Annotated in this window: 17 protein-coding genes; 11 read left to right on the top strand and 6 right to left on the bottom strand. The window is 38.2% G+C overall.

What is annotated here, in order from left to right; all coding sequences use genetic code 11:
• The first annotated feature begins 2 nt into the window (after positions 1-2).
• The 7 genes from KO495_RS13980 to nqrM all read left to right on the top strand — a co-directional run bounded on the left by KO495_RS13980 (position 3) and on the right by nqrM (position 6,091).
• Positions 3-1,205 (top strand): NADH:ubiquinone reductase (Na(+)-transporting) subunit B, encoded by a 1,203-nt coding sequence (locus tag KO495_RS13980; RefSeq protein WP_215981008.1) that lies wholly within the window; start codon positions 3-5, stop codon positions 1,203-1,205.
• Positions 1,198-1,968: a Na(+)-translocating NADH-quinone reductase subunit C gene (locus tag KO495_RS13985; RefSeq protein ID WP_215981009.1), complete on the top strand. Its 771-nt coding sequence runs from the start codon at positions 1,198-1,200 to the stop codon at positions 1,966-1,968. The genes KO495_RS13980 and KO495_RS13985 overlap by 8 nt, the downstream gene beginning before the upstream one ends.
• Entirely contained in the window at positions 1,968-2,591 is a 624-nt protein-coding gene (locus KO495_RS13990; protein WP_215981010.1) for an NADH:ubiquinone reductase (Na(+)-transporting) subunit D, read from the top strand. The genes KO495_RS13985 and KO495_RS13990 overlap by 1 nt, the downstream gene beginning before the upstream one ends.
• A gap of 4 nt (positions 2,592-2,595) precedes the next feature.
• A complete protein-coding gene (gene nqrE / locus KO495_RS13995) occupies positions 2,596-3,219 on the top strand; it encodes an NADH:ubiquinone reductase (Na(+)-transporting) subunit E (RefSeq protein ID WP_215981011.1) in 624 nt (207 codons plus the stop codon).
• Positions 3,220-3,282: 63 nt separating this feature from the next.
• On the top strand, positions 3,283-4,506 hold the full coding sequence (nqrF, locus tag KO495_RS14000; protein ID WP_215981012.1) for an NADH:ubiquinone reductase (Na(+)-transporting) subunit F: 1,224 nt from the start codon (positions 3,283-3,285) through the stop codon (positions 4,504-4,506).
• Positions 4,507-4,741: 235 nt separating this feature from the next.
• Positions 4,742-5,761: an FAD:protein FMN transferase gene (locus KO495_RS14005; protein ID WP_215981013.1), complete on the top strand. Its 1,020-nt coding sequence runs from the start codon at positions 4,742-4,744 to the stop codon at positions 5,759-5,761.
• Between the two features lie 99 nt (positions 5,762-5,860).
• Positions 5,861-6,091, top strand: coding sequence for a (Na+)-NQR maturation NqrM (gene nqrM / locus KO495_RS14010; protein WP_215981014.1), 231 nt, complete (start codon positions 5,861-5,863; stop codon positions 6,089-6,091).
• A gap of 150 nt (positions 6,092-6,241) precedes the next feature.
• Here the strand turns inward: nqrM and KO495_RS14015 are convergent, their stop codons facing one another.
• The 4 genes from KO495_RS14015 to KO495_RS14030 form a co-directional block, all read right to left on the bottom strand.
• Positions 6,242-7,105, bottom strand: coding sequence for a transporter substrate-binding domain-containing protein (locus tag KO495_RS14015; RefSeq protein ID WP_215981015.1), 864 nt, complete (start codon positions 7,103-7,105; stop codon positions 6,242-6,244).
• Positions 7,106-7,198: 93 nt separating this feature from the next.
• Positions 7,199-9,061 (bottom strand): 1-deoxy-D-xylulose-5-phosphate synthase, encoded by a 1,863-nt coding sequence (gene dxs, locus KO495_RS14020; RefSeq protein WP_215981016.1) that lies wholly within the window; start codon positions 9,059-9,061, stop codon positions 7,199-7,201.
• Positions 9,062-9,078: 17 nt separating this feature from the next.
• Positions 9,079-9,969 (bottom strand): (2E,6E)-farnesyl diphosphate synthase, encoded by an 891-nt coding sequence (ispA, locus tag KO495_RS14025; protein WP_215981017.1) that lies wholly within the window; start codon positions 9,967-9,969, stop codon positions 9,079-9,081.
• Entirely contained in the window at positions 9,969-10,217 is a 249-nt protein-coding gene (locus KO495_RS14030) for an exodeoxyribonuclease VII small subunit (protein ID WP_215981018.1), read from the bottom strand. The genes ispA and KO495_RS14030 overlap by 1 nt, the downstream gene beginning before the upstream one ends.
• Positions 10,218-10,463: 246 nt before the next feature.
• On the opposite strand from KO495_RS14030, the gene pomA reads away from it, so the two are divergent.
• The 3 genes from pomA (at position 10,464) to thiI (ending at position 13,739) form a co-directional block, all read left to right on the top strand.
• Positions 10,464-11,228, top strand: coding sequence for a flagellar motor protein PomA (gene pomA / locus KO495_RS14035; protein ID WP_215981019.1), 765 nt, complete (start codon positions 10,464-10,466; stop codon positions 11,226-11,228).
• A gap of 6 nt (positions 11,229-11,234) precedes the next feature.
• Entirely contained in the window at positions 11,235-12,185 is a 951-nt protein-coding gene (locus KO495_RS14040; protein ID WP_215981020.1) for a flagellar motor protein MotB, read from the top strand.
• Between the two features lie 99 nt (positions 12,186-12,284).
• Complete coding sequence (gene thiI / locus KO495_RS14045; RefSeq protein ID WP_215981021.1) at positions 12,285-13,739, top strand: tRNA uracil 4-sulfurtransferase ThiI; 1,455 nt, start codon at positions 12,285-12,287, stop codon at positions 13,737-13,739.
• A gap of 68 nt (positions 13,740-13,807) precedes the next feature.
• Here the strand turns inward: thiI and KO495_RS14050 are convergent, their stop codons facing one another.
• Positions 13,808-14,755 (bottom strand): 2-dehydropantoate 2-reductase, encoded by a 948-nt coding sequence (locus KO495_RS14050; RefSeq protein WP_215981022.1) that lies wholly within the window; start codon positions 14,753-14,755, stop codon positions 13,808-13,810.
• A 35-nt stretch (positions 14,756-14,790) separates the two neighbouring features.
• Entirely contained in the window at positions 14,791-15,180 is a 390-nt protein-coding gene (locus tag KO495_RS14055) for a VanZ family protein (protein ID WP_215981023.1), read from the bottom strand.
• 127 nt (positions 15,181-15,307) lie between these two features.
• Here KO495_RS14055 and KO495_RS14060 point away from each other — a divergent pair, with 127 nt between their 5' ends.
• Entirely contained in the window at positions 15,308-15,790 is a 483-nt protein-coding gene (locus KO495_RS14060) for a YajQ family cyclic di-GMP-binding protein (RefSeq protein ID WP_215981024.1), read from the top strand.
• Positions 15,791-15,833 lie beyond the last annotated feature (43 nt).

Raw genomic sequence — 15,833 nt, forward strand, 5'->3', positions numbered from 1 at the left:
TCATGGGCTTGAAAAAGTTTATTGAAGATATTGAGCCGCATTTTGAAAAAGGCGGCAAACATGAAAAGTGGTTCGCGTTATATGAAGCCATTGCAACAGGTTTGTTTACTCCAGGTTATGTAAATAAAGGCAAAACTCACCTTCGCGATAGTATTGACTTAAAACGTATCATGATCACTGTATGGTTGGCGGTTTTCCCTGCGATGTTCTTCGGCATGTATAACATTGGTTATCAAGCTGTAGATGCTTTAGCGTCGGGTTATGCTTTACCACAATCTTGGCAAGTTGATTTATTCACCTTTTTAGGTGGTGTATTAACTGCAGATGCTAGTACCTTTAGTATGATGCTATACGGTGCTTGTTTCTTCTTACCTATTTACGCCGTAACTTTTGTTGTTGGTGGTTTTTGGGAAGTATTATTTGCAGCGGTTCGTAAACATGAAGTGAATGAAGGTTTCTTCGTTTCTTCTATTTTATTCGCGCTTATTCTTCCAGCTAGTATTCCATTATGGCAAGTCGCTATTGGTATTACTTTTGGTATTGTTATCGCTAAAGAAATTTTCGGCGGTACAGGTAAAAACTTCTTAAACCCTGCATTAGCGGGTCGTGCGTTTTTATTCTTTGCTTACCCTGCTGAAATTTCAGGTGATGCTGTTTGGGTTGCTGCTGACAGCTTCTCAGGTGCTACTATGCTAAGTGCAGCTAACCAAGGTCTTGTTGATTATTCAATGAACGCTGATTGGTGGAATGCATTCTGGGGCTTCATCCCAGGTTCAGTTGGTGAAGTATCAACTTTTGCTATTTTACTTGGTGGTGCATATATCCTTTATAAAGGTATTGCTTCATGGCGCATCGTGTTAGGTGTGTTCGGCGGTATGGTTGCAACAGCATTCTTATTTAACGCTATTGGTAGTGACACTAACGCAATGTTTGCTATGCCTTGGTATTGGCACCTTGTTATTGGTGGCTTTGCTTTTGGTATGATGTTCATGGCAACAGACCCTGTATCTGCTTCATTCACTAATACTGGTAAATACTGGTTTGGTGCGTTAGTTGGTGTAATGGTTGTACTTGTGCGTGTTGTTAACCCAGCATTCCCAGAAGGTATGATGTTAGCTATTTTATTCGCTAACTTGTTTGCGCCATTGTTTGATTACTTTGTCGTTAAAGGCAACATTAAACGGAGGCTTGCACGCAATGTCTAGTAAGAAAGAAACATTCGGTAAAACGGTTGGTTTTGTATTCGCTGTTTGTGTTGTTTGTGCATTGTTAGTATCTTTTTCTGCGGTGCAGTTAAAGCCATTACAAAAAGCAAATAAATTACTTGATCAACAAACTAAAATTTTAGAAGCCTCTGGTCTTTTAGAAAAAGCAGGCAAAGACATTGTTAAAACTTACAATGAATATGTTGATGCGCGTATGATTGACTTAAGTACTGGTGAATTTATTGAAGGTGACGTAGTTAACTTTGATGAGCGCCGTAACTCTCGTGATAAAGCATTGTCAGTTAAACCTGAAAATGATATCGCGGGTATCAATCGTCAATCTAAAACAGCGGTTGTTTATTTAGTCAAAAATGATTCAGGTGCTGTTGAAACAGTTGTATTACCTATCGTTGGTGCTGGTTTATGGGACTTAATGTACGGTTACATCGGTTTAGAGTCTGACTTAAATACAGTAAAAAGCGTAATTTACTCTGACCATAAAGAAACTCCTGGATTAGGCGCTGAAGTTCTTAACCCTAAGTGGAAAGCTCTTTGGCCAGGTAAAAAGATATATGACGAGCAAAACAACGTTGCTATTGAGTTAGTAAAAGGTGGTGCCAAAGCTGGTGATGTTCACGGTGTTGATGCGTTATCTGGTGCTACATTAACTAGTAATGGTGTTACTCACACGCTACAGTTTTGGTTTGGTAAAGAAGGTTATGCGCCTTTTATTGCTAACTATCGTGCAGAAGGGGTTAAATAATGTCTTCAGATGCTAAAAAAGTATTAACGGGTCCTATTGTTGACAATAACCCGATTGCATTACAAGTACTGGGTATTTGTTCTGCTCTTGCTGTAACAAGCTCAATGGCTAACGCGTTAGTAATGACGCTGGCAGTTGTTTTTGTAACAGCATTCTCTAACTTGTTTATTTCAATCATTCGTAACCATATTCCATCAAGTGTACGTATCATCGTACAGATGGCGATTATTGCGTCATTAGTAATTGTAGTTGACCAAGTGTTAAAAGCTTTCTCTTACCAGCTTTCAAAAGAGCTTGCGGTATTCGTTGGTTTAATTATTACTAACTGTATTGTAATGGGTCGTGCTGAAGCTTTTGCGATGAAAGAAAAGCCCGGTGTTAGCTTTTTAGATGGTATTGGTAACGGTTTAGGTTACGGTGCAATCTTAATGCTAGTTGCTTTTGTTCGTGAGTTATTTGGTTTCGGTACGTTATTTGGCCATGAAATATTACCATTAATTCAAAACGGTGGTTGGTATCAAGCGAATGGTTTATTAGTATTACCATTTAGTTCATTCTTTGTTATTGGTTTACTTATCTGGGGTCTTCGCCAGTGGAAACCAGCACAAGTAGAGAAGGATTAATACCATGGAACATTATATTGCATTATTAGTTAAAGCTATTTTCATTGAAAATATCGCTTTAATGTTTTTCTTAGGTATGTGTACCTTCCTAGCGGTATCGAAAAAAGTTGATACAGCTATTGGCTTAGGTGTTGCGGTTGTTGTTGTACTTGGTTTAGCAGTTCCTGTTAACCAAGTTATTTATCAAGCAATCTTAGCGCCGGGTGCTTTAGATAGCATTATGGGTATTACAGATCCTAATGAATCGATTGACTTAAGCTTTTTATCTTTTATTACCTTTATTGGTGTAATTGCTGCTTTAGTTCAAATCTTGGAAATGATTCTAGACAAGTATTTCCCAGCGCTTTATCAAGCACTAGGGATCTTCTTACCTCTTATTACCGTAAACTGTGCAATTTTTGGTGCCGTGTCTTTCATGGTAGCGAAAAACCTAACATTTGGTGAAAGTGTTGTTTATGGTATTGGCTCTGGTATTGGTTGGGCACTAGCTATTGTTTTATTAGCTGGTTTGCGCGAGAAGATGAAATACTCAGATATTCCAGACGGCCTTAAAGGTTTGGGTATTACGTTTATCACTTCAGGATTGATGGCTTTTGGCTTTCTATCTTTTGGTGGTATTTCCCTATAGGTTTGGTTGGTGTAATACGCAATTTAGGTATTACACCCCTAGAGAAGTATAAAGGAAAAGTCGATGGAAATTATTCTCGGCGTATCGATGTTTACCGCAATCGTTATTGTTTTAGTTTTGGTGATTTTATTCGCTAAATCTAAATTAGTATCAAGCGGTGACGTAACGATAAGCATAAATGGCGACCCTGAAAAAGCAGTAACTACTGCGGCGGGTGGCAAATTATTAGGCGCACTAGCTGACCAAGGTATTTTTATTCCTTCAGCATGTGGCGGCGGTGGTACTTGTGGTCAGTGTCGTGTAGACGTGCACTCAGGTGGTGGCGATATTCTTCCAACCGAAGAAGGTCACATTACCAAACGTGAAGCAAAAGCCGGTTGTCGTTTAGCGTGTCAAGTAGCTGTTAAACAAGACATGGATATTGAAGTTGAAGATGAAATCTTCGGTGTTCAACAATGGGAATGTGAAGTTATCTCTAACGATAACAAAGCAACTTTCATTAAAGAGCTTAAACTTCAAATTCCAAATGGTGAATCTGTTCCGTTTAAAGCGGGTGGTTACATTCAAATTGAAGCACCAGCGCATCACGTTAAGTACAGTGATTTTGATATTGATGAACAGTACCGTGGTGATTGGAACCATTTTGGTTTCTTCGATGTAGAGTCAAAAGTAGACACAGATACATTACGTGCATACTCAATGGCTAACTACCCAGAAGAGGAAGGCATTATTATGCTTAACGTGCGTATTGCTACGCCGCCTCCAGGGAAGCTACATTTACCAGCAGGTAAAATGTCATCATTTATCTTCAGCTTGAAGCCTGGTGATAAAGTGACTATTTCAGGTCCATTTGGTGAGTTCTTCGCTAAAGAAACTGATAATGAAATGGTATTTATTGGTGGTGGTGCTGGTATGGCGCCAATGCGTTCACATATCTTTGATCAACTTAAACGTTTAAAATCTAAGCGTAAGATGAGCTTCTGGTATGGTGCACGTTCACTTCGTGAAATGTTCTATGAAGATGATTATAACGGCTTAGCCGCTGAAAATGATAACTTCGAATGGCATGTTGCTTTATCTGATCCTCAACCAGAAGATAACTGGGATGGTTTAACAGGTTTCATTCACAATGTTCTTTTCGAAGAATACTTGAAAGACCATGAAGCACCAGAAGATTGTGAGTACTACATGTGTGGTCCTCCAATGATGAACGCAGCTGTTATCGGTATGCTTAAAGATTTAGGCGTAGAAGACGAGAATATCATGTTGGATGACTTCGGTGGCTAATATTCATATTTAAACGGGTTTTTGCTCTGTTAGCTTCGTCGAAAGTGCTCTTTGACTAACGTCAACTCCGCGCTTACTTCTTGCTAACAAATCAAAATACTCGCTTAAATAAAGAATATAGTTAAAGAGTTATTAATAATAAAGACGACCTAGGTCGTCTTTATTATTTATATCAGAGTATTTTTAAGTGCTTACTCAGTACCTTGATATAAATAATAATTTAGGAAGGTAAACTATGATCAAATTAAGACTATTGGCGTTATGCGCTTTGGTACTTGCGCTTAGCGCTTGTTTTCCAAGTAATAACACCGGAAAAACAGAGGTGTTGTTGCAGGGCAGAACTATGGGAACTACATATAATATCAAAGTAGTTGCTACCATTGAGCAAGTCGAAGCTTTAGGTTTACAGCAGAAAATAGACGCTGTTTTAAAGCAAGTAAACCAAGAGATGTCGACCTATATTCCTGACTCTGAATTATCATTATTTAATAAAAGCACCTCCTTAGAGCCCGTACCTGTTTCAGTAGGTTTAGCGCGTGTTATTAAAGAGTCAATACGCTTAGGTAAATTGAGTGAAGGTAAGCTCGATGTAACCGTGGGGCCACTAGTTAACTTATGGGGCTTTGGTCCTGAAAAGCAGCCTGAGAAGGTTCCTAGTGATACGTTACTTTCGCAAACTAAAGCGAAAGTGGGCTTACAGCACCTTTCTTTTGCTAACAATCATTTAGCGAAAGCTATTCCTGAGCTTTATGTTGATCTTTCTACTATCGCTAAAGGCTATGGCGTCGATTTAGTTGCTGAACTTATTGAAGCTAATGGTCTTAACAACTACCTTGTTGAAATAGGCGGAGAATTGCGTTTAAAAGGCTTTAAGCACACTGGTGAGCTTTGGGCTATTGCTATTGAGAAACCAATAACAAGTGAACGCAGCGTACAGCAAATTATTATTCCTAAAGATAACGCTGTGGCAACTTCTGGTGATTACCGTAATTACTTTGAAAGTGATGGTCAGCGTTTTTCTCATATTATTGATCCCGCTACAGGCAAACCCATTAATCATAAGTTAGTATCGGTTACTGTGATTCATCCGTCATCAATGACGGCTGACGGTTTGTCTACTGCGTTGATGGTGATGGGCGCTGAACAAGGAATGAAATTTGCGGTAGATAATAATATTGCAGCTCTGTTCGTTAACAAAACAGAACATGGCTTTAGTGAACAATTTACGGTAGAATTCCAGCCATACCTGAAGTAGTTGATACCTGAAGTAGCAATAGTCCGTTGCTGCACTTAATTGTTTTATCTAATCTAAAGCAATTAACACAGTTCAAAGTATTTAGAGAGCAATATTGTTATGATGATTTTTATAATTACGCTAGGTTTTTTTCTGGTTGTTGGTGCGGCAATGGCTGTCGGCTATATATTCCAGCACAAAACATTAGCGGGTAGCTGTGGTGGTTTAGCTAGCGTTGGTATCGACAAAGCATGTAATTGCGATAATCCGTGTGAAAAGCGCCAAGAGCGAGAGCGAAAAGCTGCACTTGAAGATAACTTGAAAAACAAAATTGATGTACGTAATTTGTAAATTGTTCTATCAGTTTTACTGAATAGCTTTATGAGCTTATTAGGTCTTATGAATATCTACTAAGCTCAGCTACTGCTCTGTTATCACTCCCGTTAGCTAAACGAAAACTCTAGAGTAAATAACTTTAGCTACATCAGATAAATGGGAAGATTAGCGTAAGGTGAGGCTATCGTTGTCTTTTGACATTGTCGCTTTAATGATACTCATATCAAAACCAAAGTATTCAGCATAAATCTTTTCAGTGTAACCGTTATTTTTTAGTTTCATCAACGATTGATAAAACTGATGGGCAACACTACTTTGCTCAAGCTTTTTAGGAAAGTTATCAAAGCTTAGCTTTTTATCTGCACTATAGTCTTCATTATTAACCTCTTTATAATGTACTGATTTTCTAGAAAACCCCAAGGTTAACTCGGTAAGCCCACCACAGCAGTCTAAGTGATACATTAATCTGTCTTTTTTCGGGTGCTCTTTAAGCTGGTAGGCGATAGTAGATAGTTCATCAACATAGATATCAACTTTACCGTTCAACACATATTCAACCGCTGATGCATGACTTAGTTCTGGAGGAAATTTCACCGCTAGTGCATGCTCTGTACGAGGGAGTTTAGTTGAGCCTAAAGTTGATAATAGAATTTTTCCTGTAAAGTCTTCGGGAGTTTTAATTTCATTAACACCTGTACGTGTTAGGCCAATATCTAAAGAGGGGAGGCCATTAGGAACAAATAACACGAATTTAGCACGTTCTGGGGTAAATGTTAGGCCAGGGTAGAAGTCAATACTGCCATTTTCTATGGCTCGTAATACACGCTTTTTAGGGAGACGTATTACTTTGAGCTGGCAGCCTATATCGGTAGCAGCCTTATGATATAAATCATAATACAAACCCGAATTGTTTTCAGCTTGAATGTTAGGTAGTCGCGCACTAGTGCGGTAACCCATGGTTAATACACAGGCTTGAGCTATTTGACTAATAGTAAATAATGCTATGAAAAGAATAAGTTTATTTGTCAATTTAGGTTATGTCTGTTACCTTCTTTTTTAATAACATAATATAGAGCATCACTGACATATCAGCAAAACTTAACATTAAGAACAGCTACCTTATTAAGCAAGGTAGCTGTTTATTTGAGTAATAATACCTTGTGCGTCTAACTCTAATTCGTGATGTATTTCTTCTTGGGTACCATGTTTTACAAAGTGGTCTTTAATGCCAATATTAAGCACTTTAACCGCTTTACCTTGTGCTAGTATATATTCATTAACCGCTGAGCCTGCGCCACCGGCAATAGCATTATCTTCAATGGTAACCAAAGTACTGTGGTTTACTAACAACCCATCAATAAGCTGTTGATCAATTGGCTTAACAAAACGCATATCAACAAGTGTTGCATTAAGTGTTTCTGCTGCGATTTTGGCTTCTTGTAACATAGTGCCAAAGCTTAATAAGGCGATTTCTTTGCCTTGCTCAATGACCACGCCTTTGCCTATTTCTATTAATTCATCAGTAGCGGGTAACTCTTTACCAATACCATTACCACGAGGGTAGCGTACCACTGCTGGAGTGTTTAGCTGATAGCCAGTATTTAACATTAGTTGGCATTCGCGCTCATCAGATGGCGCCATAATAATCATATTTGGAATACAGCGTAAAAAGCTTAAATCAAAGACACCTTGGTGAGTGGCACCGTCAGCACCAACAATACCAGCACGATCAACAGCAAATAATACCGGGAGGTTTTGAATTGCTACATCATGAATAAGCTGATCATAACCGCGCTGCAAAAAGCTAGAATAAATTGCTACAACGGGCTTTTGTCCGCCAATAGCAAGGCCAGCAGCGTAAGTTACAGCGTGTTGCTCGGCAATAGCAACATCAAAATATTGTTCAGGGAAGCGTTGACTAAACTCAACCATACCTGAGCCTTCAGCCATGGCAGGAGTAATCGCCACTAGCTTATTATCAATTTCTGCACGTTTGCATAACCAATCACCAAATATTTTTGAGTAACTTGGTAAGCTTGGTTTTGCTTTAGGTAGCGTCGTTTCTTCAGGGTTAAATTTAGGTACTGCATGGTACTTAATTGGATCTTGCTCGGCCGCTTCGTAGCCTTTACCTTTTTTGGTGGCTATATGAAGAATTTGTGGTCCCTTAAGGCTGCGCATATTTTTTATAGTATTTACTAAGCCATTCACGTCATGGCCGTCAATGGGTCCAATATAGTTAAAGCCTAGTTCTTCAAAGAAAGTGCTAGGGACAACCATGCCTTTAAGGTGCTCTTCTGCGCGACTAGCAAGCTCTTTAATTGGTGGGATATTACCAAGGATTTTTTTACCACCTTCACGTAATCCCGTATAAAAGCTACCAGAAAGCATTTTTGCGAAATGGTTATTAAGTGCGCCCACATTTTGAGAAATTGACATTTCATTGTCATTCAAAATAATAAGCATATCTTTATTAATGTCGCCTGCATGATTTAATGCTTCAAAAGCCATTCCTGCGGTCATTGCGCCATCACCTATTACAGCAACAGTTTTACGCCCTTTACCTTCTTTTTCAGCGGCAACAGCTAAACCTAATGCTGCTGAAATAGAGGTGCTTGAGTGACCTACACTCAGTACATCATATTCACTTTCTTCACGCCATGGGAAAGGGTGTAAACCATCTTTTTGTCTGATGGTATGTAGTCTATCGCGACGACCGGTTAATATTTTATGTGGGTAAGCCTGATGGCCTACATCCCAAATAAGATGATCAAAAGGGGTGTTATAAACATAATGTAGTGCCACAGTTAGCTCTATTGTACCGAGCCCAGAGGCAAAATGACCGCTACTTTTGCTTACTGAGTTAAGTAAATAACTCCGTAATTCATTGCTGATACGCGTGAGTTGATCTTGCCCAGCATTACGCAGATCTGATGGCGTATTAATATTTGATAAAAGAGGGTAGTCAGCAAGGTTTATAGTCATAGTTATTATATTGAGTTCTAATGATTTCGTTTTACGATAAACGTAGCAAAGTCTGCTAATGATTGCGTATTGTAAGGTAAAGTCGCCAAAGCTTGAAGCGCTTGTTGAAATAAGTTTTCAGCTTTATCTTTTGCAGCTTGTAAACCCAGGAGTGCAGGGTAAGTACTTTTGTTTGCTGCAACATCAGAGCCTGCAGGTTTTCCTAATTGCTCTTCGGTAGAAGTAATATCAATAATATCGTCTTGTACTTGATAGGCTAAGCCAATGTGTTGAGAAAACTCTGCTAACGCTGCTTTATGTTCTGCTTTGATATCAACAACACATTCTGCAGCCATTAATACCGAAGCTTGTAACAAAGCCCCTGTTTTTAACGAATGAATTTTTTCTAAAGATGCAATGTCAACTTCACTATTAGTCGCTGCTAAATCAAGCGCTTGGCCACCACACATGCCTTGATAACCCGCGGCGTTAATTAATTGTCGAATCAGTTCAACCTGTTTATTTTGTGCATTTTGAGAGAATTTATGGTTAGCAATAATATCAAACGCTAAGGTTTGCAAACTATCACCCGCTAATATTGCCGTAGCCTCATCAAAAGCTTTATGGCATGTAGGTTGGCCGCGACGTAAATCGTCATCGTCCATTGCTGGTAAATCGTCATGAATTAAAGAGTAGGCGTGTATACACTCTATTGAAGCTGCAATAGCGTCTATGTCATGCAGGTCAGCCCCTAAAGCTTCGCCCGTTGTATAAGCTAAATAAGGGCGCATGCGCTTACCACCAATTAACAAGCCATAGCGCATGGCTGCGAGCAACCTTTCGTCGTTAACCTTGAGTTTATCAAGTTGTACAGTTAAAAAATTATTAATGCGTTGTTGGTAATACTCATAATTGTTAAGCGTTGTCATTAATCTTGATCCGTACTGCTATCGTAATTTGCTAATGGTGCGGTTTCATTCTGCGTTAGCAATATTTTGACTTTCTGCTCAGCCGTTTGAAGTTTATCTTGGCTGACCTTACTTAAGTTTAAGCCGCGTTCGAATAAAGCCATTGACTCTTCTAAACTTAATTCACCTTGCTCTAAGCTTTGAACTATGGTGTCAAGTTCATTGAGAGACTCCTCAAATGATAGGTTTTCTAATTTCTTTTTTGCCATAATTTATCGCTTAATATACTCAGAGCTGTGGAAAGTGATTTATTGGCGCAAACTTACCTTAGCTTGCGACGTTGGTCAATCTGGTGTTATACCTAAATAAGTGAATTATTTTATCATGAAGGTTAAGTTATTGACATTATGGACGATAATAAAAGGTTAACTGAGTAAAGTTATAGTGAATAGTTTTAGCATATTGTACTATTCTTATATTGAAGATCGATAAATGTGATGTTTTAGGGGAATTGTGTGGATTTAGCTACGTTAGTTGGCATATTAGGTGCTATTGGTTTACTAATAATGGCGATGGTGCTTTCTGGCGACATTATGATGTTCGTCGATGTTCAATCCGTTATTATTGTTTTTGGTGGCTCAATTTTCGTAGTCTTATCAAATTATAATATGGGGCAGTTTTTTGGTATTGGTAAAGTTATCGCCAAAGCCTTTATGTTTAAATTAGAAAAACCAGAAGAACTTATTGATAAAGCCGTGGATATGGCCGATGCAGCGCGCAAAGGTGGATTTTTAGCACTAGAGGAAGCCGAAATTACCAATGCCTTTATGCAAAAAGGCGTTGATATGCTAGTCGATGGTCATGATGCTGATGTGGTACGAGCAACCTTACAAAAAGATATTAATTTAACTACGGAACGTCATGAGAAAAGCGCTGATATGCTAATGGCGTTAGCTGATGTTGCCCCTGCGATGGGAATGATAGGTACATTAATTGGTTTGGTTGCAATGTTATCGAATATGGATGACCCTAAATCAATTGGCCCTGCGATGGCGGTTGCATTATTAACTACACTTTATGGGGCATTTTTAGCCAATGTTATCGCAATTCCATTGGCTGCTAAATTAAAACTGCGTTTAGAAGAAGAAAAGATGAATCAAGAGCTGGTGCTTGATGCAGTACTTGGTATTCAAGATGGTCAAAATCCACGTGTAATCGAAGGCTTACTGAAAAATTACTTAGCTGAAGGTAAACGTAAAATAGATACCAATGAAGAGTAATGTTTTATGAGTGAACCAAAATGTAAATGTCCGCCCCCAGGGCTACCCGCATGGATGGGGACTTTTGCCGACTTGATGTCGCTATTAATGTGCTTCTTCGTCCTACTGTTATCTTTTTCTGAAATGGACGTTTTAAAGTTCAAACAAATTGCAGGCTCTATGAAGTTTGCTTTTGGTGTGCAAAACAAGATTGAAGTAAAAGACATTCCTAAAGGCACCAGTATTATCGCTCAAGAGTTTAGACCAGGGAAACCAGAGCCAACACCAATTGAAGTTATTCAGCAGCAAACTATGGAAATGACCCAACAAATGTTGGAGTTTCAAGCAGGTGATGAAACTTCTGCAGGGGGCCGTCAAGAGCAACGAGGCACTGAACGTGGTGGCCAGTCACAAAATACCGAAGATGCTTTATCGGCACAAGCAATGGAACAAGCGAAAGAAGAAATAGAGCAAGCAGCTCAAGAGCAAGTAAATGACTTAGTTAAAAAAATAGCTGAACAACTTGAGCAACAAATACAAGATGGCGCTATAGAACTTGAGTCCTTAGGTCAGCAAGTTATTATTCGTATTCGAGAAAATGGCTCGTTTCCATCAGGCTCTGCTTTTTTACAACCTAAATTTAAGCCGATTATTCGTGAAATAGGTGAATTACTAAATACAATGCCTGGAGAGATTATGGTTTCGGGTAATACTGATAATCGTGGTGTTGATTCTGAGCTGTTTAACTCTAATTGGGACTTATCAAGTAAGCGAGCGGTCTCTATTGCTCATGAGTTAATTAAAGTGCCAGGGTTTGATCAAACGCGCTTAATTGTTGCGGGTCACGCAGATACCAGGCCATTAGTGCCTAATACTAATGCGCTTAATCGTCGAAGAAATAGACGCGTTGAAATCGCAATTAACCAAGGTAAAGCTAAAGAGAGTGAGCCAATTCAAGTACTCAAACCACAAACTTAACTTTCCTTTGACTGCTGGGCATAAAAGCATGTGCCCAGTATTCAAAAAACCTGCTATAATCCGCGCCATTATTTTTTTGTCCTTTTAGGTTATTTGTCGATGAAATTTATCGTTAAGCTTCAAGCTGAGATCACTATTAAATCTCGCCCCGTTCGTAAACGTTTTACTAAAATATTAGAATCTAATATTAAGAATGTGTTACGCCGTGTTGATGAACAAGTCACGACCCGTATGAACTGGGATAACGTTGAAGTAAATACGAAAGACAATTCACCTGAAAACCGTGATCGCCTTGTTGACGCGCTTAAATGCATTCCAGGCGTGCCTATGTTTTTAGAAGTACAGCAAACAGACTTTATAGATGTACATGATATTTATGAAAAAACATTAGCGGTACATGCAAAAACGATTGTAAATAAAACCTTCTGTGTACGTGTAAAACGTACTGGTAATCATGACTTTAATTCACTGAAAGTTGAGCAATATGTAGGTGGTGGTTTAAATCAACATGTTGATAGCGCTAAAGTAAAGTTAAGTAAGCCAGATGTGACCATTCATTTAGAAATCAAAAATAAAGATTTATTTATTGTTACTGAGCGCCATAAAGGCTTGGGTGGCTTTCCTATTGCAACGCAAGAAGATGTTTTATCATTGATGTCAGGTGGTTTTGATTCGGGCGTATCAAGTTACCAAATGATTAAAAAAGGCGCACGTACCCACTATTGCTTCTTTAATTTAGGTGGTTCGGCTCATGAAGTTGGGGTTAAGCAAGTAAGTTACTACTTGTGGAACAAGTTTGGTGCATCTCATAAAGTGAAGTTTTTTGCGGTAGACTTTGAACCTGTTGTAGCTGAAATTTTAGAAAACGTTGAAAATAGTCAAATGGGTGTTGTCTTAAAGCGTATGATGATTCGCGCAGCAAGTAAAATTGCTGAGAAAGGGAAAATTCAAGCGCTAGTGACAGGTGAAAGTTTAGGTCAAGTATCGAGCCAAACATTAACTAACTTGAATGTAATTAACCGCGTGACTGATAATCTTATTCTACGCCCTTTATCAGCTTACGATAAGCAAGATATTATTGATATTGCACGTGAAATTGGTACTGAAGATTTCGCTAAAACGATTCCTGAATACTGTGGTGTTATTTCTAAAAAGCCAACAGTTAAAGCGGTATTATCAAAAGTTGAAGAAGAAGAAGGTAATTTTGATTTTTCGATTTTAGATAAAGTCATTGCTGAAACGCGTGTATTTGATATTCGCGATATTGGTACTGAAACTGAAAAAGAGATCCATGCAGTCGATTTGGTTGAAAATATTCCTACTAATTCTGTGATTGTTGATATACGTAGCCCAGAGGAAGAAGAAGATAAACCATTAGAGCTGGGTGATGTTGAAGTAAAACATATACCGTTTTATAAACTAGCGACACAATTTGGCGACTTAGATATGTCAAAAGAGTACTTGTTGTACTGCGATCATGGCGTAATGAGTAAACTACAAGCGTTATATTTACTTGATAATGGCTTTAGTAATGTAAAAGTTTACCGTCCTTAATCTTTATAATAGTTTCTAAAAACAGCGGATAGTTACTATGCGCTGTTTTTCGTTTACTAAGGTAAAATTTAGGTATCAGTTAATGTCGTAATTTGTTGCCACAATCGCGTATTTTCTACGGTGGCAATACCATGTTTTTCACCTAAACGGTGTATATAACCGTTAATGTAGGCTATTTCGGTGACACGCTTTGCTATGACATCACAGCGCATTGATGAGCTATTTTTAGCGGTTGCTGTTGCTACGCCGTGAACCACTTCAAATAATTTGTCGAATGAGAAAGTCACCCCTTCTTTTTTTGCAACAGCGATGACCTCTTCAAGTATTTTAGTAACTAATGGCGTAAATTTATATTGATTTACTTGGCCATTCTCAATGTTATGTAATGCAGTTATTGGATTAATAACACAGTTAATGGCTAACTTTAACCATTGTTTGTTATTAATATTATGGTGATATTCAGCAACGGGGATTGCCTGGTTAAATAGCAAGGTAAGTGCTTCTATAGTATCGAGTGACAAATTACCGTTTAATAAGCCAATGTCTGTTTTTCCAATACCAGTATGAGTAATCGCCAATGGTTTGTTGCGTAAGCAACCATGCGTTGTCAGTAACGCTAAAATTGGTTGAGTTGTAGGAAGGTAGCTTTTTATCTCTTCATAAACCCCCATGCCATTATGAGCGAGTACAATAATACTCTTTGGTTTAATTAATGGTGCTAACTGCTCAATTACAACGGCAGCTTGGTAAGACTTTACACAGATAAGAATTATGTCGGCGTTTTGGATATCTACCGTCTGTGTATGCTGTAATAAAAAGTTATGCTCGGTTGTTGTGTTATAAGCGGTAAATGAATAGCTCGTTGTGCTTGAGTTTATGCTCGTTGAGGCTTGTAAACTTACTTGGTAGTTTTGTTGACTAAAGTGGTGATAGTAAAGTAAACCTATAGCGCCTTGACCGACAACGACGATACGTTTAGATAAGTTATGAGTAGAGGCTGTTAATGAGTTTTTCATAATGATCTTTTTAATAATATTTCTCTAAAAAGTTATTACTTCATAGTTACTTTAATAGTTGGTTTTTTTAAACTGACATATTTTAGGTACGTTAGTTTTATCAATAAAAAGCTGATGACGCCTGTAGCATCAGCTAAAAAATCAAACCAATCGGCTGAGCGAAAGCCTAAGTAATATTGTCCTATTTCTGTACACGCAGCATAAAATATTAAAGTGATCACGCTGATCACTAAGGGCACTTTTATTAATGAGTGTGCCACCCAAGTCAGTAAGAAAAAGCTAATGAAGTGACCAATAGTGTCGATTTTAGGTAACCGAAAGGTGAAGTTTTTCAATTCACTGGGGACTAATTGAGGAAATATCGCTAAGGTTAATAGCAACGCTAATAATATTAGAAGAAAAATAAAATATTGTCGGATTTTCACGTAGCAGGGTCTACTTTAATCAAGTTAGTGGCATGTTAGCATGATTTTTTTGTTGTTTCTTGATTGGTTTTTTTTGGTGCGTATAATAGTTCACCATTAAGTTCATTAAAAATTTTAGAGAAAAATTATGCCTTCAATGGATATCGTATCAGAGATAAATTTAGAAGAAGTTCGTAACGCAGTAGAAAACTCGAATAAAGAAATTTCAACACGCTTTGATTTTAGAGGTGTTGCAGCGAGCTTTGAGTGGAAAAAACCTGCAGTAACAATTAAAACCGAAAGCGATTTTCAGTTGAAACAAATGTGTGATGTTTTACGTGGTCAGTTAACTAAACGTAGTGTTGACCCTAAATCAATGACTTTAGAAGAGCCTAGTGCTACTGGCAAAAACTGGAGTCAAAAAATCACCTTCAAAGAAGGAATTGAACAAGATGTCGCTAAAAAAGTAGTAAAGCTTATTAAAGCCGAAAAGTTGAAAGTACAAGCAGCTATTCAAGGTGAACAAGTGCGAGTTACGGGTAAAAAACGTGATGATTTACAGGCAACTATGCGTTTAGTTAAAGAGGCTGAGTTAGAGCAAAGCTTCCAATTTACTAACTTTAAAGATTAAGCTTAATATTCTCCCTAACTTAAGTAGCCTAAGCTCAGGCGAT

The sequence above is a fragment of the Colwellia sp. D2M02 genome (assembly GCF_018860755.1).
In the GTDB taxonomy this organism is placed as follows: Bacteria; Pseudomonadota; Gammaproteobacteria; order Enterobacterales; family Alteromonadaceae; genus Colwellia; species Colwellia asteriadis.

Coding starts and splice junctions, on each gene's coding strand:
- ispA (WP_215981017.1), bottom strand. CDS start 9,969: ATGACAACGCTTAACAATTATGAGTATTACCAACAACGCATTAATAAT.
- KO495_RS14030 (WP_215981018.1), bottom strand. CDS start 10,217: ATGGCAAAAAAGAAATTAGAAAACCTATCATTTGAGGAGTCTCTCAAT.
- KO495_RS14050 (WP_215981022.1), bottom strand. CDS start 14,755: ATGAAAAACTCATTAACAGCCTCTACTCATAACTTATCTAAACGTATC.
- KO495_RS14005 (WP_215981013.1), top strand. CDS start 4,742: ATGATCAAATTAAGACTATTGGCGTTATGCGCTTTGGTACTTGCGCTT.
- dxs (WP_215981016.1), bottom strand. CDS start 9,061: ATGACTATAAACCTTGCTGACTACCCTCTTTTATCAAATATTAATACG.
- KO495_RS14040 (WP_215981020.1), top strand. CDS start 11,235: ATGAGTGAACCAAAATGTAAATGTCCGCCCCCAGGGCTACCCGCATGG.
- nqrE (WP_215981011.1), top strand. CDS start 2,596: ATGGAACATTATATTGCATTATTAGTTAAAGCTATTTTCATTGAAAAT.
- KO495_RS13980 (WP_215981008.1), top strand. CDS start 3: ATGGGCTTGAAAAAGTTTATTGAAGATATTGAGCCGCATTTTGAAAAA.
- thiI (WP_215981021.1), top strand. CDS start 12,285: ATGAAATTTATCGTTAAGCTTCAAGCTGAGATCACTATTAAATCTCGC.
- KO495_RS14060 (WP_215981024.1), top strand. CDS start 15,308: ATGCCTTCAATGGATATCGTATCAGAGATAAATTTAGAAGAAGTTCGT.
- nqrF (WP_215981012.1), top strand. CDS start 3,283: ATGGAAATTATTCTCGGCGTATCGATGTTTACCGCAATCGTTATTGTT.
- KO495_RS13985 (WP_215981009.1), top strand. CDS start 1,198: ATGTCTAGTAAGAAAGAAACATTCGGTAAAACGGTTGGTTTTGTATTC.
- KO495_RS13990 (WP_215981010.1), top strand. CDS start 1,968: ATGTCTTCAGATGCTAAAAAAGTATTAACGGGTCCTATTGTTGACAAT.
- nqrM (WP_215981014.1), top strand. CDS start 5,861: ATGATGATTTTTATAATTACGCTAGGTTTTTTTCTGGTTGTTGGTGCG.